The sequence below is a fragment of the Ramlibacter sp. Leaf400 genome, from assembly GCF_001424545.1.
In the GTDB taxonomy this organism is placed as follows: Bacteria; Pseudomonadota; Gammaproteobacteria; order Burkholderiales; family Burkholderiaceae_C; genus Ramlibacter.
In genome coordinates this window covers 182,495-205,581 of the sequence record NZ_LMQL01000013.1, presented here as the reverse complement: position 1 = coordinate 205,581, position 23,087 = coordinate 182,495, and the positions used below count along the sequence as shown (strand labels likewise).

At 68.3% G+C, this 23,087-nt stretch carries 22 protein-coding genes; 8 read left to right on the top strand and 14 right to left on the bottom strand.

Annotated features, from left to right (window positions below; all coding sequences use genetic code 11):
* The first annotated feature begins 2 nt into the window (after nucleotides 1–2).
* From accC to ASG30_RS19510, 4 genes are read left to right on the top strand one after another with little or no spacing between them, the layout of a single operon-like run.
* Nucleotides 3–1,352, top strand: coding sequence for an acetyl-CoA carboxylase biotin carboxylase subunit (gene accC, locus ASG30_RS19525; protein WP_055900829.1), 1,350 nt, complete (start codon nucleotides 3–5; stop codon nucleotides 1,350–1,352).
* 12 nt (nucleotides 1,353–1,364) lie between these two features.
* Nucleotides 1,365–2,246: a 50S ribosomal protein L11 methyltransferase gene (gene prmA / locus ASG30_RS19520; protein ID WP_055900826.1), complete on the top strand. Its 882-nt coding sequence runs from the start codon at nucleotides 1,365–1,367 to the stop codon at nucleotides 2,244–2,246.
* Between the two features lie 23 nt (nucleotides 2,247–2,269).
* Nucleotides 2,270–3,340 carry a DUF3426 domain-containing protein gene (locus ASG30_RS19515; protein ID WP_082522206.1) on the top strand — a complete coding sequence of 357 codons (1,071 nt, stop codon included), beginning with the start codon at nucleotides 2,270–2,272 and terminating at the stop codon, nucleotides 3,338–3,340.
* 27 nt (nucleotides 3,341–3,367) lie between these two features.
* The gene (locus ASG30_RS19510; RefSeq protein ID WP_055900820.1) at nucleotides 3,368–4,252 is read left to right on the top strand and encodes a carbohydrate kinase family protein; all 885 of its coding nucleotides are present in this window, start codon (nucleotides 3,368–3,370) and stop codon (nucleotides 4,250–4,252) included.
* A gap of 12 nt (nucleotides 4,253–4,264) precedes the next feature.
* Here ASG30_RS19510 and ASG30_RS19505 read toward each other — a convergent pair whose 3' ends face one another.
* The 11 genes from ASG30_RS19505 to ASG30_RS19455 all read right to left on the bottom strand — a co-directional run bounded on the left by ASG30_RS19505 (nucleotide 4,265) and on the right by ASG30_RS19455 (nucleotide 18,191).
* Entirely contained in the window at nucleotides 4,265–5,032 is a 768-nt protein-coding gene (locus ASG30_RS19505; protein WP_055900817.1) for an SDR family oxidoreductase, read from the bottom strand.
* Between the two features lie 149 nt (nucleotides 5,033–5,181).
* Nucleotides 5,182–6,228, bottom strand: coding sequence for a branched-chain amino acid ABC transporter permease (locus ASG30_RS19500; protein WP_082522205.1), 1,047 nt, complete (start codon nucleotides 6,226–6,228; stop codon nucleotides 5,182–5,184).
* Nucleotides 6,229–6,230: 2 nt separating this feature from the next.
* On the bottom strand, nucleotides 6,231–7,118 hold the full coding sequence (locus tag ASG30_RS19495) for a branched-chain amino acid ABC transporter permease (protein WP_055900814.1): 888 nt from the start codon (nucleotides 7,116–7,118) through the stop codon (nucleotides 6,231–6,233).
* A gap of 62 nt (nucleotides 7,119–7,180) precedes the next feature.
* Nucleotides 7,181–8,395, bottom strand: a complete 1,215-nt coding sequence (locus ASG30_RS19490) for an ABC transporter substrate-binding protein (protein ID WP_055900813.1) — start codon at nucleotides 8,393–8,395, stop codon at nucleotides 7,181–7,183.
* A gap of 41 nt (nucleotides 8,396–8,436) precedes the next feature.
* Nucleotides 8,437–9,141, bottom strand: a complete 705-nt coding sequence (locus ASG30_RS19485; protein WP_055900810.1) for an ABC transporter ATP-binding protein — start codon at nucleotides 9,139–9,141, stop codon at nucleotides 8,437–8,439.
* 1 nt (nucleotide 9,142) lies between these two features.
* Nucleotides 9,143–9,916 carry an ABC transporter ATP-binding protein gene (locus ASG30_RS19480; protein ID WP_055900807.1) on the bottom strand — a complete coding sequence of 258 codons (774 nt, stop codon included), beginning with the start codon at nucleotides 9,914–9,916 and terminating at the stop codon, nucleotides 9,143–9,145.
* Between the two features lie 183 nt (nucleotides 9,917–10,099).
* Nucleotides 10,100–13,393 carry a fused isobutyryl-CoA mutase/GTPase IcmF gene (icmF, locus tag ASG30_RS19475; RefSeq protein WP_055900804.1) on the bottom strand — a complete coding sequence of 1,098 codons (3,294 nt, stop codon included), beginning with the start codon at nucleotides 13,391–13,393 and terminating at the stop codon, nucleotides 10,100–10,102.
* Between the two features lie 60 nt (nucleotides 13,394–13,453).
* Entirely contained in the window at nucleotides 13,454–14,305 is an 852-nt protein-coding gene (locus tag ASG30_RS19470; protein ID WP_055900801.1) for a PPK2 family polyphosphate kinase, read from the bottom strand.
* Entirely contained in the window at nucleotides 14,275–16,308 is a 2,034-nt protein-coding gene (locus ASG30_RS19465; RefSeq protein ID WP_055900798.1) for a TRAP transporter large permease subunit, read from the bottom strand. Before ASG30_RS19465 ends, ASG30_RS19470 begins: the two co-directional genes overlap by 31 nt.
* Entirely contained in the window at nucleotides 16,305–16,922 is a 618-nt protein-coding gene (locus tag ASG30_RS19460; RefSeq protein WP_055900795.1) for a TRAP transporter small permease subunit, read from the bottom strand. Before ASG30_RS19460 ends, ASG30_RS19465 begins: the two co-directional genes overlap by 4 nt.
* An 87-nt stretch (nucleotides 16,923–17,009) precedes the next feature.
* Complete coding sequence (locus ASG30_RS19455) at nucleotides 17,010–18,191, bottom strand: TRAP transporter substrate-binding protein (protein WP_055900792.1); 1,182 nt, start codon at nucleotides 18,189–18,191, stop codon at nucleotides 17,010–17,012.
* Nucleotides 18,192–18,418: 227 nt separating this feature from the next.
* On the opposite strand from ASG30_RS19455, the gene ASG30_RS19450 reads away from it, so the two are divergent.
* The 4 genes from ASG30_RS19450 to ASG30_RS19435 are packed head-to-tail and all read left to right on the top strand — an operon-like array spanning nucleotide 18,419 to nucleotide 21,468.
* Nucleotides 18,419–18,883, top strand: coding sequence for a rhodanese-like domain-containing protein (locus tag ASG30_RS19450; RefSeq protein ID WP_055900790.1), 465 nt, complete (start codon nucleotides 18,419–18,421; stop codon nucleotides 18,881–18,883).
* Nucleotides 18,884–18,902: 19 nt separating this feature from the next.
* Complete coding sequence (gene argJ / locus ASG30_RS19445; RefSeq protein WP_055900787.1) at nucleotides 18,903–20,129, top strand: bifunctional glutamate N-acetyltransferase/amino-acid acetyltransferase ArgJ; 1,227 nt, start codon at nucleotides 18,903–18,905, stop codon at nucleotides 20,127–20,129.
* Nucleotides 20,126–20,998, top strand: a complete 873-nt coding sequence (locus ASG30_RS19440; RefSeq protein WP_055900784.1) for an ATP-binding protein — start codon at nucleotides 20,126–20,128, stop codon at nucleotides 20,996–20,998. The genes argJ and ASG30_RS19440 overlap by 4 nt, the downstream gene beginning before the upstream one ends.
* Nucleotides 20,998–21,468, top strand: coding sequence for an NUDIX domain-containing protein (locus tag ASG30_RS19435; RefSeq protein ID WP_055900781.1), 471 nt, complete (start codon nucleotides 20,998–21,000; stop codon nucleotides 21,466–21,468). Before ASG30_RS19440 ends, ASG30_RS19435 begins: the two co-directional genes overlap by 1 nt.
* A gap of 2 nt (nucleotides 21,469–21,470) precedes the next feature.
* Here ASG30_RS19435 and ASG30_RS19430 read toward each other — a convergent pair whose 3' ends face one another.
* From ASG30_RS19430 to coaE, 3 genes are read right to left on the bottom strand one after another with little or no spacing between them, the layout of a single operon-like run.
* Nucleotides 21,471–21,680, bottom strand: a complete 210-nt coding sequence (locus ASG30_RS19430) for a DNA gyrase inhibitor YacG (protein ID WP_156385626.1) — start codon at nucleotides 21,678–21,680, stop codon at nucleotides 21,471–21,473.
* An 8-nt stretch (nucleotides 21,681–21,688) separates the two neighbouring features.
* Nucleotides 21,689–22,444 carry a cell division protein ZapD gene (gene zapD / locus ASG30_RS19425; RefSeq protein WP_055900774.1) on the bottom strand — a complete coding sequence of 252 codons (756 nt, stop codon included), beginning with the start codon at nucleotides 22,442–22,444 and terminating at the stop codon, nucleotides 21,689–21,691.
* Between the two features lie 36 nt (nucleotides 22,445–22,480).
* Nucleotides 22,481–23,086 (bottom strand): dephospho-CoA kinase, encoded by a 606-nt coding sequence (gene coaE, locus ASG30_RS19420; RefSeq protein WP_055900771.1) that lies wholly within the window; start codon nucleotides 23,084–23,086, stop codon nucleotides 22,481–22,483.
* Between the last annotated feature and the right edge of the window lies 1 nt (nucleotide 23,087).

Genomic DNA, 23,087 nt, shown 5'->3' with positions numbered 1-23,087 from the left:
TCATGTTCAAGAAGATCCTGGTGGCGAACCGGGGCGAGATCGCCCTGAGAGTCCAGAGAGCCTGCCGCGAGCTCGGCATCAAGGCCGTGATGGTCTATTCCGAAGCCGACCGCGACGCCAAGTACGTCAAGCTGGCCGAGGAAGCCGTCTGCATCGGCCCCGCGCCGTCCCCCCTGAGCTACCTCAACATGCCGGCCATCATCTCGGCGGCCGAGGTCACCGATGCCGAGGCGATCCACCCCGGCTACGGCTTCCTGTCGGAGAACGCCGATTTCGCCGAGCGGGTGGAAAAGAGCGGCTTCCAGTTCATCGGCCCGACGCCGGAATCGATCCGGATGATGGGCGACAAGGTGTCGGCCAAGCAGGCCATGATCAAGGCGGGCGTGCCCTGCGTGCCCGGCTCCGAGGGCGAGCTGCCGGACGATCCGGCGCAGATCCGCCGCATCGCCAAGGCGGTGGGCTACCCGGTGATCATCAAGGCCGCCGGCGGTGGCGGCGGGCGCGGCATGCGCGTCGTGCACACCGAGGCCGCCCTGGTCAACGCGGTGCAGATGACCAAGGCCGAGGCCGGCGCCGCTTTCGGCAATCCGGCGGTCTACATGGAGAAGTTCCTCCAGGACCCGCGGCACATCGAGATCCAGATCCTGGCCGACAAGCACCGCAACGCGGTCTACCTGGGCGAGCGCGACTGCTCCATGCAGCGGCGCCACCAGAAGATCATCGAGGAGGCGCCGGCCCCGGGCATCCCGCGCAAGCTGATCGAGCGCATCGGCGAGCGCTGCGCGGCGGCCTGCAAGAAGATCGGCTACCGCGGCGCCGGCACCTTCGAGTTCCTGTACGAGAACGGCGAGTTCTATTTCATCGAGATGAACACGCGGGTGCAGGTGGAGCATCCCGTCACCGAGCTGGTGACCGGCGTGGACATCGTCAAGACGCAGATCATGGTGGCGGCCGGCGAGAAGCTGCCCTTCACCCAGCGCGACATCCAGCTGCGCGGCCACGCCATCGAATGCCGGGTGAATGCGGAAGACCCCTACAAGTTCACGCCGTCGCCGGGCCGCATCACGCTCTGGCACGCCCCCGGCGGTCCCGGCGTGCGCGTCGACTCCCACGTCTACAACAACTACTTCGTGCCGCCCAACTACGACTCGATGATCGGCAAGATCATCGTGCACGGCGACACGCGGGAGCAGGCGCTCGCGCGCATGCGCACCGCGCTGCTGGAGACGGTGGTCGAGGGCATCAACACCAACATCCCGCTGCACCGCGAGCTGATGGTGGACGCCAAGTTCATGGCCGGCGGCACCAACATCCACTACCTCGAGCAGTGGTTGTCGCACCATAAACGCTGATCCGGAGGCCGGGTGTTCGAGCTGCGCCTGCTCTGCGCTGAAGCCCAGGTCGAGGCTCTGGGCGAGGCGCTCGAAGCGCTGGACGCCCTGAGCGTCTCCGTCGAGGACGCCGACGCGCAGACCGACGCCGAACAGGCCCTGTTCGGCGAGCCCGGCCTGCCGCCGCCGCGCGAAGGCTGGCAGCGTTCGCGCGTGCTGGCGCTGTTCCCCCAACGCGGGGCGGCCGACGAGGCGCTGCGGCTGCTGCAGGCGCAGGATTTCTTCGCGGGCTGCACGGTGCTGGGGATCGAGGAGGTCGCCGAACAGGACTGGGTGCGCCTGACGCAATCGCAGTTCGCGCCGGTGGAGATCACGCCCGAGTTCTGGATCGTGCCCAGCTGGCACGAGCCGCCGGCCCAGGCCGCGCAGGTGATCCGGCTCGACCCGGGCCTGGCGTTCGGCACCGGCACCCATCCCACCACCCGCATGTGCCTGCGCTGGATCGCCCGGCATCCGCCGCGAGGGCAGCGCGTGCTCGACTACGGCTGCGGCTCGGGCATCCTGGCCATCGGCGCGGCCAAGTACGGCGCGGGCGAGATCGACGCGGTCGACATCGACGAGGCCGCGGTGCGGGCCACGCTGGACAACGCGGCGGCCAATGACGTGTCGCTGAACGCGGGCCTGCCCGACCGGGCCCAGGGCCGCTACCAGACCGTGCTGGCCAACATCCTGGCCACGCCCCTGAAGGTGCTGGCGCCGCTGCTGTGCGGCCACGTGGCGCCGGGCGGTTCGCTGGTGCTGGCCGGCATCCTGGAGCGCCAGGCCGACGAACTGAAGCAGGCCTACGCGCCGCACGCGCGGCTGGAGGTGGCGGACGCCGAGGAGGGCTGGATCCTCATGACGGCCCGGCTCTGAGCGGCTTCTACAATGCCCGGCTCATGAGCATGATCACCGGGTGCCCGGCGTGCGGGACGATGTTCAGGGTTGTGCCCGACCAGCTGAAGATCTCCGAAGGCTGGGTGCGCTGCGGCCAGTGCGGCGAGGTGTTCGACGCCACCGCGAGCATGCGGCCGGATGCGCCGGCCACCGCCGGGGCGCCTGAACCGCAGGAGGGCCCGGCTCGAATTGCGCCCGATGCTGATTCCGGCGTGACGCCGCTGCGGCTGCTGCGGCAGGACGCGGCGGAGCAGGACCCCGAGCCCAGTCCCGTCGAGCCCCCGAAGCCCGTCGAAGAACTCACGCCGCCGCCGGCCGCGTTGCCGCCCAAGCCGGTCCAGGACTTCGGGCCCTCCGAAGACGCGGACGACGACTTCGTGGATGCGCGCTTCCACCCGCAGGACGCGCGCATCTCGACCTTCGAGGACAGCCTGCCGGCCGGGCGCAACTCGTCCTTTCAACCGAGCACGCCTGCGGCAGGGCTCTCCGGCTTTTCGCACAGCACGTCCGCGAGGCCGTGGCCGATCGAGCCGCCCGACGACGAAGTGGAGGACCTGTCCTTCGTGCGGCAGGCCCGCCGCAAGGCCTTTTGGAGCCGACCATCGACGCGCCTGGGGCTCCTGCTCGGCGCGCTGGGACTCGCGGCGCTCCTTGGCCTGCAGTACACGGTGCAGGAGCGCCATCGCCTGGCCGCCGTGAACCCGAACCTGAAGCCCTGGCTGGAGGCCCTGTGCTTGCCGCTGGCCTGCACGATCGGCCCGCCCCAGCGCATCGAAGCCATCCTGATCGACAACAGCGGCTTCACGCGGCTGCGCCCCGACGCCTATCGCCTGAGCTTCTCGTTGCGCAACCAGTCCGACCAGCCCGTGGCCGTTCCCTCGCTGCAGCTGACGCTGACCGACACGCAGGACCAGGCCGTGCTCCAGCGGGTGCTCACGCCCCAGGAACTCGGCGCTGCTTCGCCCACCATCGCGCCGGCCTCGGAGTTCGCCGCCAGCGTCGCGCTGGCCGTGGACGCCGCCTCCGGCGCGGGCCGCATCGCGGGCTACCGCCTGCTGGCCTTCTATCCCTGATCTCACCACCACAGCAAAAGAGCAACCATGGCAGCCGTCATCTGCGGATCCCTCGCCTTCGACACCATCATGAATTTCGAGGGCCGCTTCGCCCAGCAGATCCTGCCGGACCAGCTGCACATCCTGAACGTCTCGTTCCTGGTGCCGCAGCTGCGCCGCGACTTCGGCGGCTGCGCCGGCAACATCGCCTACAGCCTCAAGCTGCTGGGCGGCACGCCCCTGCCCATGGCCACGCTGGGCATGGACGGCGCGGGCTACCTCGATCGCCTGCGCTCGCTGGGCATCGCCACGGAGTTCGTGCGCCAGATCGATGACGCGTACACCGCGCAGGCGATGATCATGACGGACCTGGACAACAACCAGATCACCGCCTTCCACCCCGGCGCGATGACGCAGGCGCACATCACGCGCATCCAGGCGCGGTCGGACATCAAGCTGGGCATCATCTCGCCCGACGGCCGCGACGCGATGCTGCAGCACGCGCAGCAGTTCCACGACGCCGGCATCCCGTTCGTGTTCGACCCGGGCCAGGGCCTGCCGATGTTCGACGGCAAGGAGCTGGCCGGCTTCATCGAGAAGTCGACCTGGGTCACCGTCAACGACTACGAAGGCAAGATGCTGAGCGAGCGCACCGGCTGGGACTCCGCCGCGATCTCGCGCAAGGTGCAGGGCCTGGTCGTCACACTGGGCGGCGAGGGCTGCGAGGTGTGGATAGCCGGCGAGAAGACCGTGGTGCCCCCGGTCAAGGCACCCGCCATCGTCGACCCCACCGGCTGCGGCGACGCCTGGCGGGGCGCCCTGCTCCACGGCCTGGAGCAAGGCTGGCCGCTGGCGCGCTGCGCCGAACTGGGCAACCAGGTGGGCGCCGCCAAGATCGCCAGCAAGGGCCCGCAGAACTGGTCGCTGGCCTGAAGCGCCGCGGCGTCAGCCGCGTGCGTGCGTGACGCCGCCGTCCACCACGATGGTTTCGCCCACCACGTAGTCGCCGGCGCGCGAGGCCAGGAAGATGGCCGCGCCCGCCATGTCCTCTTGCGTCCCGATGCGGCCGACCGGCACGCGCTGCGCCACGTCGTCCGCATGGTCGCGCGCCTGCTTGTTCATGTCGGAGGCGAAGGGACCGGGGGCGATGCCGCTGACCACGATGTTGTCCTGCGCGAGGCGCAGCGCCATGCGCCGGGTCAGGTGGATCAGGCCGGCCTTGCTGGCGGCGTAGGAGTAGGTCTCCCACGGATTGACCGAGATGCCGTCGATCGAGGCGATGTTGATCACCTTGGCCGGGCGCACGCGCGCGGCCGCCTTCAGCGGCGCGTGCAGGGCCTGGGTGAGGAAGAACGGCGTCTTCAGGTTCAGGTCCACCACCTTGTCCCAGCCGCTCTCGGGGAAGGTCTCGAAGGCCTCGCCCCAGGCGGCGCCGGCGTTGTTGACCAGGATGTCGAGCGCGGGCTCGCGCCGGGCGATCTCCTCGGCCAGCGCTCGGCACCCCTCCAGCGTGGACACGTCGAGCGGGAGCGAGGTGCAGGGGCCGAGGCTGGACATCTCGGCCGCCGCCTGGTCGCAGGCCGCAGCCTTGCGCGCGGTGATGTAGACGCGCGCGCCCTGGCGCAGGAAGCCGGAGGCGATCATGCGGCCGATGCCGCGCGAGCCGCCGGTGACCAGGGCGGCGCGGCCGTGCAGGCTGAAGAGGTCGTTCATGGCGGGGTCCTCGGGAAAGTGGTGGGGGCTGTGAACGCGCAGGCTAAGGCCGCGGCGCGGGCCCGGCAATCGCCTGCATGACAGCACCAGCGCGGACCCAAAGAGAAAGGCCGGCTTGCGCCGGCCTTCCATCACCTGTCTCGCGAACGTCAGCCGTTCGCGCGCGACTTGCGCCTCTCCAGCCAGGCGTGCAGCTCGCCGACCGCGCCCTTGCGGAAGGCCAGCACGCAGACCACGAAGATGGCGCCGATGATCACCGTGACCCAGGCGCCGACCTTGTCGGCCAGCAGGTTCTGCAGCGCGATCACGACGCCGGCGCCGAACACCGGGCCGAAGAAGGTGCCCACGCCGCCCAGCAGCGACATCAGGATCACCTCGCCGGACATGGACCAGTGCACGTCGGTCAGCGACGCGAAGCCCATGACGATGGTCTTGAGCGAGCCCGCCAGGCCGGCCAGGCTGGCCGACAGCACGAAGGCCAGCAGCTTGTACTTGTCGACCGCGTAGCCCAGCGAGATGGCGCGCGGCTCGTTCTCCCGGATCATCTTGAGCACCTGGCCGAAGGGCGAGGTGACCACGCGGATGATGCCCAGGAAGCAGATCGCGAAGATGGCCAGCACCACGTAGTAGAGCGTCAGGTCGGACGTGAGCGGCAGCACGCCGAAGAGCGTTCCTCGCGGCACGCCCTGCAGGCCGTCCTCGCCGCCGGTGAACGGCGCCTGCAGGCAGACGAAGAAGACCATCTGCGCCAGCGCCAGCGTGACCATGGCGAAGTAGATGCCCTGGCGGCGGATGGCGACCAGGCCGAAGACCAGGCCCAGCAGGGCGCCGGTGACGATGCCGGCCAGGAGGCCCAGCTCGGGCGACCAGCCCTGCGCCTTGACCAGCCAGCCGGCGATGTACGCCGCCGAGCCGAAGAAGGCGGCGTGGCCGAACGACAGCAGGCCGGTGAAGCCCAGCAGCAGGTTGAAGGCACAGGCGAACAGGGCGAAGCACAGCAGCTTCATCCCGAACACGGGGTACAGGCCCACCATCGGCGCGACGACGGCCAGCGCCAGCAGCGCGAGGTAGGCGAAGCGCGTGAGCGGGCTGATGCCCGTGGCCGCCAGCGGGACGGAGGGCACCGCGGCGGGGCCGGCCGTGCCGGTGGTCGCGGTGGCGGTTGCGGTTGCGGTTGCAGCTTGCGTCGTGTTCATCCTCAGGCCTCCTTGCCGAACAGGCCGGCGGGTCGCAGCATCAGCACGATCGCCATGATGACGAACACGACGACGTTGGACGCTTCGGGGTAGAACACGCGCGTGAACCCTTCGATCACGCCCAGTCCCAGTCCGGTGACGACCGAGCCCAGTATGGACCCCATGCCGCCGATCACCACCACGGCGAAGACGACGATGATCAGGTTGGACCCCATCAGCGGCGTCACCTGGATCACCGGCGCGGCCAGCACGCCGGCCATGGCGGCCAGCGCGGCGCCGGCGCCGTAGGTCAGCATCACCATCAGCGGCACGTTGACGCCGAAGGCCTGGACCAGCTTGGCGTTCTCGGTGCCGGCCCGCAGGTAGGCGCCCAGCCGGGTGCGTTCGATCAGGAACCAGGTGCCCAGGCAGACCACGAGCGAGGCCAGCACGACCCAGGCGCGGTAGTTGGGCAGCACCATGAAACCGAGGTTGGTGGCGCCGGCCAGCGCGTCGGGCACCGGGTAGGACTGCCCGGAGACGCCGTACTGGTCGCGGAAGATGCCTTCCAGGATCAGTGAAAGGCCGAAGGTGAGCAGCAGGCCGTAGAGCGGATCGAGCCCGTACAAGCGCTTGAGGAACAGCCTCTCGATGACCACGCCGAGCGCGCCCACCACGAGCGGCGCGACGATCAGGGCGACCCAGTAGTTGATGCCCCACTTGTCCAGCATGATCCACGCGGCGAAGGCGCCGACCATGTAGAGCGCGCCGTGCGCGAAGTTGACGATGTCCAGCAGCCCGAAGATCACCGCCAGGCCGAGGCTGAGCATGGCGTAGAACGCGCCGTTGACCAGCCCGAGCATCAACTGCCCGAGGAAGGCCTGGATCGGGATACCGAAGATCTCTGTCATGGGACTCTCTTGGGGAACCGGCCCTCGAGGGGCCGGTTCGTTTCTACTACTTTGCTAGCCGATCACTTCCAGAGCGGGCACTTGCTCTCGGCCTTGGTGGTCCAGGCCTCCTCGCCCTTGAACACCTGGACCACGTTGTAGTAGTCCCAGGGCTCGGTGGACTTCTCCGGCGTCTTGACCTGCATCAGGTACATGTCGTGGATCACGCGGCCGTCGGCGCGGACGTAGCCGTTCTTCATGAAGACGTCGTTGAACTTGGCCTTCTTCATGTGCTCCAGCACCTTCTCGGCGTCGTCGGTGCCCACGGCCTTGACCGCCGTCAGGTACTGCGTGGTGGCCGAGTAGTCGCCAGCCTGGATCGACGAGGGCATGCGCTTGACCTTGTCGAAGAACTTGCGCGCCCAGGCACGGGTTTCCTGGTTCTGGTTCCAGTACCAGCTGTCCGTCAGGTACATGTTCTGGGTGGTCTTCAGGCCCAGCGAGTGGATGTCGTTGATGAACACCAGCAGGCCGGCCAGCTTCATCGTCTTGGTGATGCCGAACTCGTTGGCGGCCTTGATCGAGTTGATCGTGTCGCCGCCGGCGTTGGCCAGGCCCAGGATCTGGGCCTTGCTGCCCTGCGCCTGCAGCAGGAAGGAGGAGAAGTCGCTGGCGTTGAGCGGCGCGCGCACCGAACCCACCACCTTGCCGCCGTTGGCCTCGACCACCTTGGTGGTGTCGCTCTGCAGCTGGTGGCCGAAGGCGTAGTCGGCGGTCAGGAAGTACCAGCTCTTGCCGCCCTGCTTGACCACGGCCGCGCCCGTGCCCTTGGCCAGGGCGGTGGTGTCGTAGGCCCAGTGCAGGGTGTAGGGCGTGCACTGGTCGTTGGTCAGCGCGGAGGTGGCGGCGCCGATGGAGATGAACGGCTTCTTCTTCTCGGCCGCGACTTTGGCCATGGCCAGGTTGGTGCCGGAGTTGGTGCCGCCGATCAGCATGTCCAGGCCCTGCGTGTCGATCCACTCGCGCGCCTTGGAGGCGGCGACGTCGGGCTTGTTCTGGTGGTCGGCCGAGAGCACCTCGATCTTCTTGCCGTTGATGGCCCCGCCCATGTCGGCGATGGCCATGCGGATGGCTTCCACGCCGCCCTGGCCGTCGATGTCGGCGTAGACGCTCGACATGTCCGTGATGATGCCGATGCGGATGACGTCGCCGGAATACTGGGCGATGGCGGGCGTGGCCGCGCCGAAAACGCCCGCCGCGGCGAGGGCGCTAGCGGCAAACAGCTTCTTGAGTTTCATGCGGGTCTCCTTTTGATGAGCCGGTGTGGAAAGTGGAAGGGTCAGACGCCCAGGAATTCCTGCAGCATCGCCGTGTTGGCCTGCAGCTCGTGCTGGGCGAACTCGCGGACGATCTTGCCGTGCTCCATGACGTAGAAGCGGTCGGCCAGCGGCGCGGCGAAGCGGAAGTTCTGCTCGACCAGGACGATGGTGTAGCCCTTGGCCTTGAGCGTGCGGATGGTCTCGGCGAGCTTCTGGACGATGACGGGGGCGAGGCCCTCGGAGATCTCATCGAGCAGCAGCAGGCGCGCGCCGGTTCGAAGGATGCGGGCCACCGCCAGCATCTGCTGTTCACCGCCGGAAAGGCGCGTGCCGGGGCTGCTGGCTCGCTCCTTCAGGTTCGGGAACATGTCGTAGATCTCGCCCAGGCTCATGCCGCCCTGGCCCACGGTGGGCGGCAGCAGCAGGTTCTCCTCCGCGGAGAGGCTGGCGAAGATGCCGCGCTCCTCGGGGCAGTAGCCGATGCCCAGGCGCGCCACCTTGTGCGGGGGCAGGGCGATGGCTTCCTGGCCGCGGATGCGGATGGAGCCGGTGCGGCGGCCGGTCAGGCCGACGATGGCGCGCAGCGTGGTGGTGCGGCCGGCGCCGTTGCGACCGAGCAGCGAGACGACCTCGCCCTCGGCCACGCTCAGGTTGACGCCGTGCAGGACGTGCGACTCGCCGTACCAGGCGTTGAGGTTCTCGATCTGCAGGAGTTCGTTGGCCATCTCAGTGAGCCCCTTGCAGTTCGGTGTCGGCCGAACCCATGTAGGCCTCGATGACCAGCGGGTTGCGCGACACCTCGGCGTAGGGGCCGTCGGCGATGACGCCGCCGCGCTGCAGCACCGTGATGCGGTCGGCGATGGAGGACACCACGTTCATGTTGTGCTCCACCATGAGGATGGTGCGGCCGGCGGAGACCTTCTTGATCAGCTCGGTGACGCGGTGAACGTCCTCGTGCCCCATGCCCTGGGTGGGTTCGTCCAGCAGCATCAGGTCGGGCTCCAGCGCCATGGTGGTGGCCAGCTCCAGCGCGCGCTTGCGGCCGTAGGGCAGGTTGACCGTGAGCTCGCCGACGAAGCTCTGCAGGTCCACCTCGGCCAGCAGCTGCATGGCGCGATCGTGCAGGTGGTACAGCGAACGCTCGGGTTTCCAGAAGTGGAACGAGGTGCCCAGGTTGCGTTGCAGCGCCGCGCGCACGTTCTCCAGCACGGTCATGTGCGGGAACACGGCGGAGATCTGGAAGGACCGCACGATGCCGCGGCGAGCCGTCTGTGCGGGCCGCTCGTGCGTGATGTCGGTGCCGAGGTAGGAGATCGTGCCGCGCGTGGGCGGCAGGAACTTGGTCAGCAGGTTGAAGAAGGTGGTCTTGCCGGCGCCGTTGGGACCGATCAGAGCGTGGATGTCGCCGCGGCGGACCTGGAGATCGACGTTGTTGACGGCGACGAAGCCCTTGAACTCCTTCGTCAGGCCCTTCGTCTCGAGAATGATCTCACCTGGCAAATCGTGGTCCTCCGCGCCATCGGGCAATGGGCCGATGGCAAGAGGACGAATGCTAGGGAGGCGTGCTGCGCCGTGACAGGGGGGAAGCCCTTAAGTAGTTTTGCGTTACAAGGAGCCACACGCGGCGGCTGTCGAAAGGCTGACACGGGCGGCGCGGCCGGCGCTCGAGCGGCCGCCCCCGCATCACATGTTGCGCCGGTACTGGCCGCCGACCTCGAACAGCGCACCGGTGATCTGGCCTAGCGAGCACACCCGCACCGCGTCCATCAGCACCTCGAAGACGTTGCGGTTGTCGATCACCGCCTGCTGCAGGCGCTGGAGCATGGCCGGGGCCTCGCCGGCATTGCCGGACTGGAAGCCCTGCAGGCGCTTGAGCTGGCTCTGCTTCTCGTCGTCGGTGGAACGCGCCAGCTCGAGCTTCTCGGGGGTGGGGTCGCCGTGCGGGTTGCGGAAGGTGTTGACGCCGATGATGGGCAGCTCGCCGGTGTGCTTGAGCATCTCGTAATGCATGCTCTCGTCCTGGATGCGGCCGCGCTGGTAGCCCGTCTCCATGGCGCCGAGCACGCCGCCGCGTTCGGCGATGCGCTCGAACTCGGCCAGCACCGCCTCTTCCACCAGCTCGGTCAGCTCCTCGACGATGAAGCTGCCCTGGTTGGGGTTCTCGTTCTTCGCCAGCCCCCACTCGCGGTTGATGATCAGCTGGATCGCCATGGCCCGGCGCACGCTGTCCTCGGTGGGCGTGGTGATCGCCTCGTCGAAGGCGTTGGTGTGCAGCGAGTTGCAGTTGTCGTAGATCGCGATCAGCGCCTGCAGCGTGGTGCGGATGTCGTTGAAGTTGATCTCCTGGGCGTGCAGGCTGCGACCGGAGGTCTGGATGTGGTACTTCAACTTCTGGCTGCGCTCGTTGGCGCCGTACTTGTCCTTCATCGCCACCGCCCAGATGCGGCGCGCCACCCGGCCCATCACCGTGTATTCGGGGTCCATGCCGTTGGAGAAGAAGAACGACAGGTTGGGCGCGAAGTCGTCGATGTGCATGCCGCGCGCCAGGTACGCCTCCACCAGCGTGAAGCCGTTCGAGAGCGTGAAGGCCAGCTGGCTGATCGGGTTCGCGCCCGCCTCGGCGATGTGGTAGCCCGAGATCGACACCGAATAGAAGTTGCGCACGTTGTGGTGCACGAAGTATTCGGCGATGTCGCCCATCACCTTCAGGCTGAACTCGGTGGAGAAGATGCAGGTGTTCTGGCCCTGGTCCTCCTTGAGGATGTCGGCCTGAACCGTGCCGCGCACGTTGGCCAGCACCCATTCGCGGATCTTGGCCGCCTCGGTGGCCGTGGGTGCGCGGCCGTTGTCGGCCTTGAACTTGTCCAGCTGCTGGTCGATGGCGGTGTTCATGAACATCGCCAGGATCGTGGGCGCCGGGCCGTTGATGGTCATCGACACCGAGGTGCTGGGGCTGCACAGGTCGAAGCCCGAATACAGCACCTTCATGTCCTCCAGCGTCGCGATTGACACGCCGGAGTTGCCCACCTTGCCGTAGATGTCCGGTCGCGGGTCCGGGTCGTTGCCGTACAGCGTGACGGAGTCGAAAGCCGTGGACAGGCGCTTGGCCGGCAGGCCCTCGGACAGCAGCTTGAAGCGCCGGTTGGTGCGGAAGGCGTCGCCTTCGCCCGCGAACATGCGGGTGGGGTCCTCGTTCTCGCGCTTGAAGGCGAAGGTGCCGGCGGTGTAGGGGAAGCTGCCGGGCACGTTGTCCAGCATCAGCCACTGCAGGATCTCGCCGTGGTCCTCGTAGCGGGGCAGGGCGACCTTGCGGATGGAGGTGCCGGACAGCGACTTGGTGGTGAGCGCGGTGCGGATCTCCTTGTCGCGGATCTTCACCACGTACTCCTCGCCCGAGTACGCCTTGACCATGTCGGGCCACTGCTGCAGCAGGTGCGTCGCATCGCGGTCCATCTTCGACTTGCGCTTGCCGGCCAGGTCCAGGGCCGCCTCGGCGGCCGGAGCACGCTCCGGCTTGTCGACCTTGAGCATGCGGGCCGCTTCCTGCAGATGCTGCACTTCGCGAGCCAATCTGGCCTGCTCGCGCGCATGCTTCTTGTAGCCGCGCACGGTGTCGCTGATCTCCGCCAGGTAGCGCGTGCGCGCCGCCGGCACGATGGAGGTCTGGTTGGTGCTGTGGCGCACGCCGACCACCGGCAGCCGGCCTTCCTGCAGCGGCAACCCGAGCTCCTGCAGGCGGGACCTGAGCGCCTGGTACAGGGCGGTGATGCCGTCGTCGTTGAAGCGCGCGGCCATGGTGCCGAACACCGGCATCTCCTCCGGCCGCTTGCCCCAGGCTTCCTTGTTGCGCTGGACCTGCTTGGCCACGTCGCGCAGCGCGTCCTGCGCGCCCTTGCGGTCGAACTTGTTGATCGCCACGAACTCGGCGAAGTCCAGCATGTCGATCTTCTCGAGCTGGCTGGCGGCGCCGAACTCCGGCGTCATCACGTACATGGGCACGTCCACCAGCGGCACGATGGCCGCGTCGCCCTGGCCGATGCCGGAGGTCTCGACGATGATCAGGTCGAAGCCCGCGGCCTTGCAGGCCGCCACCACGTCCGGCAGGGCGGCGGAGATCTCGCTGCCGAAATCGCGCGTCGCCAGCGAGCGCATGAACACGCGCGGGCCCTGGCGCCAGGGGCCGATGGCGTTCATGCGGATGCGGTCGCCCAGCAGCGCGCCGCCGCTCTTGCGGCGGGACGGGTCGATCGAGATGACGGCCACGCGCAGGCGGTCGTCCTGGTCCAGGCGCAGGCGGCGGATGAGCTCGTCGGTCAACGAGGACTTGCCGGCGCCGCCGGTGCCCGTGATGCCCACCACCGGCACCTTGGCCAGGCCGGCCTGCTGGCGGACCGCGGCCAGCAGCGAAGCGTCGGCCGAGCCGTTCTCCAGCGCGGTGATCAGCTGCGCGAGCGCGCGCCAGCTGGCTTCCTGGTGGCCCTGGATGGCCTTGGCGTCCTTGGGCGCGTGCGGCGACAGGTCCTGGTCGCAGCGCATCACCATCTCGCCGATCATCCCCTGCAGGCCCATGCGCTGGCCGTCCTCGGGGCTGTAGATGCGGGTGACGCCGTACTCCTGCAGTTCGCGGATTTCGGCCGGCACGATGACGCCGCCACCGCCGCCGAACACCTGGATGTGGGCGCCGCCGCGCTCGCGCAGCAGGTCCACCATGTACTTGAAGTACTCGACGTGGCCGCCCTGGTAGGAGCTGATCGCGATGCCCTGGACGTCCTCCTGGACGGCGGCGGTCACCACTTCGTCGACGCTGCGGTTGTGGCCGAGGTGGATCACCTCCGCGCCCATGCCCTGCAGGATGCGCCGCATGATGTTGATGGCCGCGTCGTGCCCGTCGAACAGGCTGGCGGCGGTGACGAAGCGGACTTTCTGGGTCGGGCGGTAGCTGGCGAGCGCCTTGAATTCGGCGGACAGGTCGGTCATGGGGGAGGTCTCCAGTCCCGCGAGCTTAATTGACGTTTACGTCAACGTCAAAGCGGACGGCTAGCGGATCGCCGCTCCCGCGAGGGCGGGATCGATCGGCGGATAGCGCAGCTTCATGCTCTTGAGCTGGTGGCGCACCAGCTGGGCGATCATGAGGTTGCGGTGGGTCTTGGAGTCCGCCGGCACGAGGATCCACGGCGCGAACGGCGACGCGGTGGCGGCCAGCACCAGTTCGTACGCCTTGCGGTAGGCCGCCCAGTGCTTGCGCGCCTCGAGGTCGTGGGCCTGGAGCTTCCAGGCCTTGGTGGGGTCGTCCATGCGGGCCTGCAGGCGCCGGGCCTGCTCGGCCTTGCTGATGAGCAGCTTGAACTTGAGGATGACGGTGCCGGTCTCCGCCAGCATGCGCTCGAAGTCCACGATCTGGCGGCAGCGCTCCAGCGCCTGCGCTTGCTTCATCCCGTGCTCGGCCAGGGGGACCAGAACGTCCTCGTAATGGCTGCGGTTGAACAGCATCAGCTCGCCGGCCTTGGGCACGCGCTGGTGGATGCGCCAGAGGAAGTCGTGCGCGCTCTCCTCCTCGCTGGGCGGGCCCCAGCTGCAGGTGAGCACGCCCAGCGGGCTCACCTGGCCGAACACCTTGCGGATGGTGCCGTCCTTGCCCGACGCATCGGGCCCTTGCAGCACGACCAGGAGCTTGAACCGCCGGTCGGCGAACAACACGTCCTGGAGCTGGTCGATCTCGGCGGACAGCTCCTCGACCTCGCGCTTGTCGGTCGCCTTGTCGCCGCTGCCGAAAGGCTGCGAGGCCGGGTCCCACTCATCCAGCGAGAGGCTGGGGCGCGGCCTGTCGAGTTTCCAGGCGCGCGCCCCGCTCGCGCCGGTCAGCGGGCGTAGAGCACTTGCGGCAGCCACAGGCCGATCTGCGGGAACATGTAGAGCAGGAAGATGGCGACGACCTGGATCCCCATGAACGGCAGCATCCCCAGGAAGATCTGGTTGAGCGACACGTGCGGCGGGCTCACGCCCTTCAGGTAGAAGGCCGCCATCGCCACCGGCGGCGACAGGAAGGCCGTCTGCAGGTTCAGGGCGACCAGCAGCCCGAAGAACAGCGGATCGACGCCGAAGTTGTCCAGCAGCGGCACGAAGATCGGCATGAAGATCACGATGATCTCCGTCCACTCCAGCGGCCAGCCCAGGACGAAGATGATCACCTGGGAGAGCAGCAGGAACTGGACGGTGGTCAGGTTCATCGACAGCACCCAGCGTTCCACCAGCTCCTGCCCGCCCAGCAGCGCGAAGGCGGCCGAGAAGATGGCCGAACCGACGAACAGCCAGCACACCATGGCGGACGTCTTGGCGGTGAGGAAGACGCTTTCCTTGACGACCTCCAGGGTGAGCTGCCGGTAGGCGATGGCCAGCAGGAAGCCGCCCAGCGCGCCTACGGCCGCCGCCTCGGTGGGCGTGGCCAGCCCCATCACGATGGAGCCGAGCACGGCCAGGATCAGGATGACCAGCGGGAAGAAGCTGGTCAGCAGCATCTTGAAAACTTCCAAGCGCGCGAAGCTCAGCAGCACGTAGAACAAGGCGATGGCCGCGGCCCCGATCCCCAGGCCGATCCAGTAGCCGGTCGAAGGGGAGGTTCCCTTCTGTTCGTCGGCAGCGGCCGTTGCGGGTTTGGCGTCCCCGGCAGGTGCGGCCGGGGAGGCTTCGGCGCCCGGCGGTGGCTTGACCCCCTCGGCAGCAGGAGGCTCTTGCACGCCTTGCGCAGCCGCTGGCGCTGGCGCGCCCCCTTCGGCGGGTGGCTCCTTGAGTCCACCTTCGGCCGGGGGCTCCTGCAGGCCGCCTTCCGCCGGCGGCTCCCGCAGGCCCCCTTCGTTCGACGGCGGCTCGGCGAGGCCGCCCTGGTTGCTGGACGCCGCCGGTGCGTCGCCCATGCGGGTGAGCCCCGCCGCGCCCGGGTCTTCCGCCGCCGCCGGGGCCGTGGCCACGCCATAGCTCCAGATCGCCACGGCGGCGAACACGATGGCGGGCAGCAGCGCGATGCCCAGCTGGCGCAGCAGGTAGCCCGTCGGCACGTCGCGATTGCGCGATCCCTTCAGCGCTTGCAGCAGGCCGCCCACGGCGTGCGCCTCACCGGTCGCGGTGATGCGCTGCGTCAGCGGCGGCAGCGGCACGACTCTCTCCTCGGCGGAGAGCGGCGGAGCCAGCGAGGGCTTGAGCTTGGCCAGCACGATCACGTAGAGGATGTAGAGGCCCGCCAGCATCAGGCCCGGGAAGAAGGCGCCCGCGTAGAGCTGGACCACCGAGACGCCCGCCGTGGCGCCGTACACGATCAGCAGCACCGAAGGCGGGATCAGGATGCCCAGGCAACCGCCGGCCGTGATGGCGCCCGCGGAAAGCTGCACGCTGTAGCCGGCGCGCAGCATGGCGGGCAATGCGAGCAGGCCCATCAGCGTGACCACCGCACCGACGATGCCGGTGGCCGTGGCGAACACCGCGCAGGTGACCAGCGTGGCGACCGCCAGGGCGCCGGGCACCCGCGCCAGCGACAGGTGGATGCTGCGGAACAGCTTCTCGATCAGGTTGGCGCGCTCGACCAGGTAGCCCATGAAGACGAACAGCGGGATCGAGATCAGCACGTCGTTGGCCATCGTCTTGAAGGCCGCCTGCACCATCAGGTCGAGCGTGTGGGTGGTGTTCCTGTCGTAGGCCAGCCAGGTGAAGATCATTCCCATGCCCATCAGCGTGAAGGCGGTGGGAAAGCCCAGCATGATGGCCACGACCACCAGCGAGAGCATCAGCAGGCCGATGTGGCCGCGCTCGATGCGCTCCACCGTGACCAGCATGAAGAGGGCGGCCATCACGATGATGGCCATCAGCACGAAGCCGAACCAGAGTTCCTTGCGAATTTTCACAGCGGGCCCCCTCCGCGTTCGGCCGGCGTGGCCGCCAGTTCCGGGTGTTCATCGGCGTGCACCATCGCCTTGAGCTTGTCGACGTCCACCTCCTCGACGTCCTGCTCGCGGGACGGCCAGGCGCCCTCGCGGATGCAGACCACGCAGCGGGCGATCTCCACCACTCCCTGCAGCAGCAGGATGGCGCCGGCGAAGGGAATGAAGAACTTGAAGGGATAGACCGGGATCGGGTCGGCGTTGAACGTCTGCTCGCGGATCGCCAGAGACTCGGTGAAGAAGTTCCAGCCGGCCCAGGTGAGCGCCACCACGCCCGGCAGGAAGAAGATGACGTAGAGGGTCAGGTCCAGCGTGGCCTGCGTGCGAGGGCGGAAGAACCCGTAGAGCACGTCACCGCGCACGTGCCCGTTCTTGGACAGCGTGTAGGCGCCGGCCATCATGAACAGGATGCCGTAGAGCATGATCTGCACGTCCAGCATCCAGCTGTGCGGCTTGCCCAGCACGTAGCGTGAGAACACCTCCGCGGAGATGCCGAAGGTGAGCAGGACGATGCCCCAGGCGAAGAGCTGCCCGAGCCAGGTGGAGAGCCTGTCGACTGCCAGCAAGAGTTTCTGCATCTTTTCTTTCAGCTAAGCCGGAGCCGGGCTCCAGACGAACGAAAGGGCGGCTGTGCGGACAGCCGCCCTCCGCACCATCGAGGTGAATCAGGCCTTCTTGCCGGTGTTGTTGGCGCCACCGCCACCACCTGCGCCACCACCGCCGGTGCCGCCCGCGCCGGCCTTGGCGAAATAGCGGTTGTAGGCCATCTTGAAGTCGACCATGTAATCGTTCTGCCACTGGCCGGCGCGCTGCGCGAACTCACGCTGCGAATCCAGCACCTTCTTGAACAGCGGGTTCTCGGAAGCCTTCTTGCCGGTCACCTTGTCCCAGGCCTCGAGCTGCGCGCGCAGGATGGCGTCGGGCGTCTTGTAGAAGTTGACCTTGTCCTTGGTCTTGAGCTCGACGTAGTCCTTGGAATTGCGGTCGATCGCCTTCCAGCTGAAGTCCGACGAGGCGGCCTGCACGGCGTAGTCGATGATGGCCTTGAGGTCCTGCGGCAGGGCGTTGTACTTGGCCTTGTTGAACAGGATCTCGAACTGCTCGCCGCTCTGGTGGAAGCTCTGCAGCATGCAGTTCTTGGCGACGTCGGGGAAGCCCAGCACCCGGTCGGACGAGGAGTTGTTGAACTCGGCCGCGTCGATCAGGCCGCGGTCCAGCGCCGGCACGATCTCGCCGCCGGGCAGCGGGTTGACCGCGGCGCCCAGTTCCGTGAAGAGGTCGACGGCCAGGCCGACGGTGCGGAACTTCAGGCCCTTCATCTGCGCGACGTTGGACACCGGCTTCTTGAACCAGCCCAGCGGCTGCGTGGGCATCGGGCCGTACAGGTAGGAGACGACGTCCATGTTGATGGACTTGTAGATCTCGTCCAGCAGGGCCTTGCCGCCGCCGTAGTAGTGCCAGGACAGCACCATGTTCGGGTCCATGCCGAATGCCGGGCCAGAGCCCCACAGCGCCAGCGCCGAGTTCTTGCCGTAGTGGTAGGCCACCACGCCATGGCCGCCATCGAGCGTGCCCTTGTTCACCGCTTCCAGCAGCTGGAAGGCCGGCACCACGGCGCCCGAGGGCAGCACCTCGATCTTCAGGCGGCCGCCCGCCATGTCGTTCACCTTCTTGGCGAAGTCGAGCGCGAACTCATGGAAGATGTCCTTGGCGGGCCACGTGCTCTGGAACCGGAAGGACGTGGGCGCGGCCTGCGCCATCACCATCGGCGCGCTTAGCGTCGCACCGGCGGCGACCGCGGCGCCCTTGAGAAGGCTGCGGCGGCGAGGGGTCGTGGATGGGTTCATGGCTTCGTCTCCTGTAATGGGAATACGGGGTCGCTGTGGTTAGCACACTATCTTTGGAGTCCCCTCCGTTCAGCGTTAAGAGGGTTTACACCAACGTTCCTGCGACGCCCGAGGGGCCATTCATGCTTCCGGGCTACCCCTCGCTGAGCCACGGCTCGCGGCCATGGAGGGCTGTCAGCCTTTTGCCAGCCTCAAGACCCCTGGCGGGACGCTGGCAAAATCCGGTGATGGTCTCCGAACCCAAGCTGTCCCAGCGACAGGACGCACAGGCGCCCCGCGCGGGCGAAGGCACGCGCCCGGCGCAGGGCTATGCCGGCGACGTGTCGCCGCAGCAGGCCTGCGACTGGTGGCAGTCGGGCGATGCGGTGCTGGTCGACGTGCGCACCGACGCCGAGCGCGAGTGGGTCGGCTTCGTCCCCGGCGCCGTCGGCCTGTCGTGGAAGGAGTGGCCGGGCATGGCCTTCAATCCGTCCTTCGACGAGGCCCTGCGGGCGGCCGTGCCGCCCGGGAAGAAAGCCGTCTTCCTGTGCCGCAGCGGGCACCGGTCGATCTCCGCGGCCAAGCGCGGCACCGAGTTGGGCATCGAGTCCTGGAACATCCTCGAAGGCTTCGAAGGCGATCGAGACGAAGACGGCCATCGCGGCCACAAGGGCGGCTGGCGCATGCGCGGCCTGCCCTGGCGGCAGAACTGACACCCCTTTCGACATCACCATGGCAGTGAACCTTTCCGCCCCGAAAGCGGGCGACCTCAAGCCCGTGCGCGGGCTCTCCATCGGCGTGGCCGAAGCCGGCGTGCGCAAGGCGAACCGCAAGGACCTGGCGGTCTTCCTCCTGGAGCCGGGCGCCAGCGTCGGCGGCGTCTTCACCCGCAACCGCTTCTGCGCGGCGCCGGTGCAGGTCTGCCGCGAGCACCTGGAGGGCGGCGACATCCGCGCCCTGGTGGTGAACACCGGCAATGCGAACGCGGGAACCGGCGAGGACGGTCTCGTGCGCGCCCGCTCCACCTGCATCGCCCTGGCCCGCAAGCTGGAGGTGTCGCCGCAGCAGGTGCTGCCGTTCTCCACCGGCGTGATCATGGAGCCGCTGCCGGTGGACCGCATCGAGGCCGGACTGCCCGCGGCACTGGCGGATGCGAAGCCGGACAACTGGCTGCGCGCCGCCGAAGGCATCATGACGACGGACACGATCGCCAAGGCCTTCAGTGCCACCGTGCGGATCGGGGGCCAGGACGTGGCCGTCACCGGCATCAGCAAGGGCGCCGGCATGATCCGGCCCAACATGGCCACGATGCTCGGCTTCCTGGCGACCGACGCCTGCGTGGCGCAGCCGCTGATGCGGCAACTGGCTTTCGAGCTGGCCGAAGGCTCGTTCAACCGCGTCACCGTCGACGGCGACACGTCGACCAACGACTCGTTCATCGTGATCGCGACCAACAAGGCCGGACACACGCCCATCACTTCGCTGGACAGCGCCGAGGGGCGTGCGCTCCAGCAGGCGATGGCGGAAGTCTCGCGCCAGCTCGCGCAGGCCATCGTGCGCGACGGCGAGGGGGCCACCAAGTTCATCACGGTCCGCGTGGATGGCGGGCGCTCGTCGCAGGAATGCCGGCAGGTGGCCTACGCCATCGCCCATTCGCCGCTGGTGAAGACGGCGTTCTTCGCGAGCGATCCCAACCTCGGCCGCATCCTGGCGGCCGTGGGCTACGCCGGCATCGACGACCTTGACCAGGCCGGCATCGACCTCTGGCTCGACGACGTGCATGTCGCCGCCCGCGGTGGACGCAACCCCGCCTACCGCGAGGAGGACGGCCAGCGCGTGATGAAGCAGGCCGAGATCACCGTGCGTGTCGGCCTGGGGCGAGGACAGGCCGCGGACACCGTTTGGACCTGCGACTTCAGCCACGATTACGTGAGCATCAACGCGGACTACCGGTCATGAGCGCACCTCTGGAAAAGCTCCTCGAACGCGCGATGCAGGTGCTCGACCGGCTGGAGGCGGTGCTGCCGCAGCCGCTGTCGGCGCCCGACTGGAAGGCTTCGATCGCCTGGCGTTACCGCAAGCGCTCCACCGGCCACGGCACCCTCGATCCGGTGCGCCACGTCGCCGGCATCCGCCTGGAGGACCTCAAGGAGATCGAGCCGCAGAAGGAGAAGATCCAGCGCAACACGCAGCAGTTCGTCGACGGCCAGCCGGCCAACAACGTGCTGCTCACCGGCGCGCGCGGCACGGGCAAGTCGTCGCTCATCAAGGCCTGCCTGAACGAGTACGCGCCGCAGGGCCTGCGGCTGATCGAGGTGGACAAGGCCGACCTGGTGGACCTGCCCGACATCGTCGAGGTGGTGGCGGCCCGGCCGGAGAAGTTCATCGTGTTCTGCGACGACCTCAGCTTCGAGGAGGGTGAGCCGGGCTACAAGGCGCTCAAGTCCATCCTCGACGGCTCGGTCGCGGCGGCCACGCCCAACGTGCTGATCTACGCCACCAGCAACCGGCGCCACCTCCTTCCCGAGTACATGAAGGAGAACCTCACCTACACCCACACCGAGGACGGCGAGGTTCATCCGGGCGAAGTGGTGGAGGAGAAGATCTCCCTGTCCGAACGCTTCGGCCTGTGGGTGAGCTTCTACCCGTTCACGCAGGACGAGTACCTGGTCATCGTGGCCCAGTGGCTGTCGTCCTTCGGCGTGCCCCGAGCGGCGATCGAAGCCGCCCGGCCCGAGGCGCTGGTGTGGGCGCTGGAGCGGGGCTCCCGCAGCGGCCGCGTGGCCTACCAGTTCGCCCGCGACTACGCGGGACGGCACGCCGCCTGATGGGCGTGCTGGTGGCCCACGGCGAGCGTCCGCGCGAAGGCGGGCCCGACCGCAAGGAAGTCGCCGTCGCGGTCGGCGTGCTGGTGCGACCGGACGGGCGCTTCCTGCTCACCAGCCGCCCACCGGGCAAGGTCTACGCCGGCTACTGGGAATTCCCGGGCGGCAAGGTCGAGGAGGGCGAGACCGTCGAAGCGGCGCTGCGCCGCGAGCTGGTCGAGGAGATCGGCGTGGTCATCGGGGCCGTGCATCCCTGGCGCGTGGAGGTCGTGGACTATCCGCATGCGCTGGTGCGGCTGAACTTCTGCAAGGTGTTCGACTGGAGCGGCGAACTCCACATGCACGAGGGACAGAGCTGTTCCTGGGAAACCTTGCCCGTGCAAGTGCAGCCGGTTCTGCCGGGCACGGTGCCGGTGCTCGACTGGTTCGCCCAGGAGCGCGGCTTCACCGGGGCCACGCACCACGCGGCCTGACGCTACTGGGCCTTCGGGTCGCCGAAGGGCTGGTCGTCGGGGGGTGTTTCGTCGGGCATGCGGAAGCTCTCGCTGGCCCAGGCGCCCAGGTCCAGGTTCTTGCAGCGCTCGCTGCAGAAGGGTCGAAAGCGGTTCTCCGGCGCGTACAGGCTCTTGCCGCCGCATTGCGGGCAGGTGACCACCCGGGCCTTGCGCTGTCCACCTTCCTGCACGGCCGGGCTCAGGAGCAGAGCGTGAGTTCGAGCTCGGCGCTCTCGTTGCTGGCGTGCAGCCGGTCGCTGCCTTCCTGGCGCATCAGGCGCACGGAGACCATCAGGCGGTTGCCGCTGATCTCGGGCACCAGCTTGCGCGAGGGATCGATGCGCAGGCGCAGCAGCTGGAAGGTCCGACCCTGCGGCAGCGTCTGCTGGAAATGGCCGTCGACGGCCATCACTTTCTGCGGCGCTCCGGCCTCGCGCAGCAGCTTCAGCAGCAGGTGGACCGATTCGGCCAATGTGCCCAGCGGGCGCGTCCAGCGGGCGAAGTCGTCGCGGCGCGTGGAGGCGTCGAGCTGCTGCCAGGCGTAGTAGGCCGGCAGGTCGAATTCACAGGTGCCGCCGGGGATGCCGATGCGGCTGCGGATGCTCATGAGCCACTCGTTGTCCGTGAGCGACTGGCCAGCCTTTCCCGGCTGGTTGTTCAAGGCCGTGAAGCAGCCATCGAGTTCACCCACCACCTGGTCGAGCACGGCTTCGGCGATGGCGGGATTGCCCCGGTAACTGTTGAGGATGCCCTTCTGCTTCTCCAGGTCCTTCATGACGTCGGACTTGAGGTCGGCCCGCGCGGCCACGTCCATCACTTCGAAGATGGTGGCCAGGGCATAGTGGTGATCGAGCGGGTGATCGCGCGGGACCAACTCGCCGAGGCGCCGGAACAGGTGCTCGAGGCGCAGGTAGGTCCGGATGCGTTCGTTGAACGGGTATTCGTAGAGGATCACGCTTGGGGGCTGGGTCGGTGTTGCACGACCGCGCCATCATAGCCCGAAGCCTCTTGCCACCCATTCCACTTGCGCCTGCAGTTGCCCGAGCGAGAGCCCGTCGTTGAAGATCACGATGTCGGCGGCGGCCAGGCGCAGGGCGCGCGGCGCCTGCGCCGCGATGATGGCCTCCACCTGGGCCGGCGCCAGCCCGCTGCGTGCCACGACGCGTTCCACCTGCGTGGCGGCCGGACAGTCGACCACCAGAACCTTGTCGACCTGGCTGCGCCAGCGGCCGGACTCCACCAGCAGCGGGATGTCGAACACGAGGCAGCGTGCGCCCGATTGCAGCGCGGCCTGCACCTGCCGCGTGCTTTCGGCGCCCACCAGCGGATGGATGATCGCCTCCAGGTCGCGCCGGGCCTGCGGATCGGCATAGGCCGCGGCCCGCATGCGCTCGCGGTCGAGCGCGCCTTCGGCGGTGATGAACTCCGGGCCGAAGCGCTGGGCGATCGCGGGGATCGCCGCGCCGCCGGGCGCAGTGGTGGAGCGTGAGATCGCGTCAGCGTCGATCACCGCGGCGCCGAGCTGCGCCAGCATCCGCAGCACCGTGCTCTTGCCGCTGCCGATGCCCCCGGTCAGGCCGATGCGCACGGCGGACACG

Bases quoted from the DNA above. Each gene is read 5' to 3' on its own strand.
- ASG30_RS19490 (WP_055900813.1), bottom strand. From the start codon at position 8,395: ATGAAACTCAAGAAGCTGTTTGCCGCTAGCGCCCTCGCCGCGGCGGGC.
- ASG30_RS19435 (WP_055900781.1), top strand. From the start codon at position 20,998: ATGGGCGTGCTGGTGGCCCACGGCGAGCGTCCGCGCGAAGGCGGGCCC.
- ASG30_RS19450 (WP_055900790.1), top strand. From the start codon at position 18,419: ATGGTCTCCGAACCCAAGCTGTCCCAGCGACAGGACGCACAGGCGCCC.
- ASG30_RS19440 (WP_055900784.1), top strand. From the start codon at position 20,126: ATGAGCGCACCTCTGGAAAAGCTCCTCGAACGCGCGATGCAGGTGCTC.
- ASG30_RS19500 (WP_082522205.1), bottom strand. From the start codon at position 6,228: ATGAACACGACGCAAGCTGCAACCGCAACCGCAACCGCCACCGCGACC.
- icmF (WP_055900804.1), bottom strand. From the start codon at position 13,393: ATGACCGACCTGTCCGCCGAATTCAAGGCGCTCGCCAGCTACCGCCCG.
- ASG30_RS19510 (WP_055900820.1), top strand. From the start codon at position 3,368: ATGGCAGCCGTCATCTGCGGATCCCTCGCCTTCGACACCATCATGAAT.
- ASG30_RS19460 (WP_055900795.1), bottom strand. From the start codon at position 16,922: ATGCAGAAACTCTTGCTGGCAGTCGACAGGCTCTCCACCTGGCTCGGG.
- ASG30_RS19455 (WP_055900792.1), bottom strand. From the start codon at position 18,191: ATGAACCCATCCACGACCCCTCGCCGCCGCAGCCTTCTCAAGGGCGCC.
- ASG30_RS19485 (WP_055900810.1), bottom strand. From the start codon at position 9,141: ATGGCCAACGAACTCCTGCAGATCGAGAACCTCAACGCCTGGTACGGC.
- ASG30_RS19495 (WP_055900814.1), bottom strand. From the start codon at position 7,118: ATGACAGAGATCTTCGGTATCCCGATCCAGGCCTTCCTCGGGCAGTTG.
- accC (WP_055900829.1), top strand. From the start codon at position 3: ATGTTCAAGAAGATCCTGGTGGCGAACCGGGGCGAGATCGCCCTGAGA.
- argJ (WP_055900787.1), top strand. From the start codon at position 18,903: ATGGCAGTGAACCTTTCCGCCCCGAAAGCGGGCGACCTCAAGCCCGTG.
- ASG30_RS19505 (WP_055900817.1), bottom strand. From the start codon at position 5,032: ATGAACGACCTCTTCAGCCTGCACGGCCGCGCCGCCCTGGTCACCGGC.
- ASG30_RS19515 (WP_082522206.1), top strand. From the start codon at position 2,270: ATGAGCATGATCACCGGGTGCCCGGCGTGCGGGACGATGTTCAGGGTT.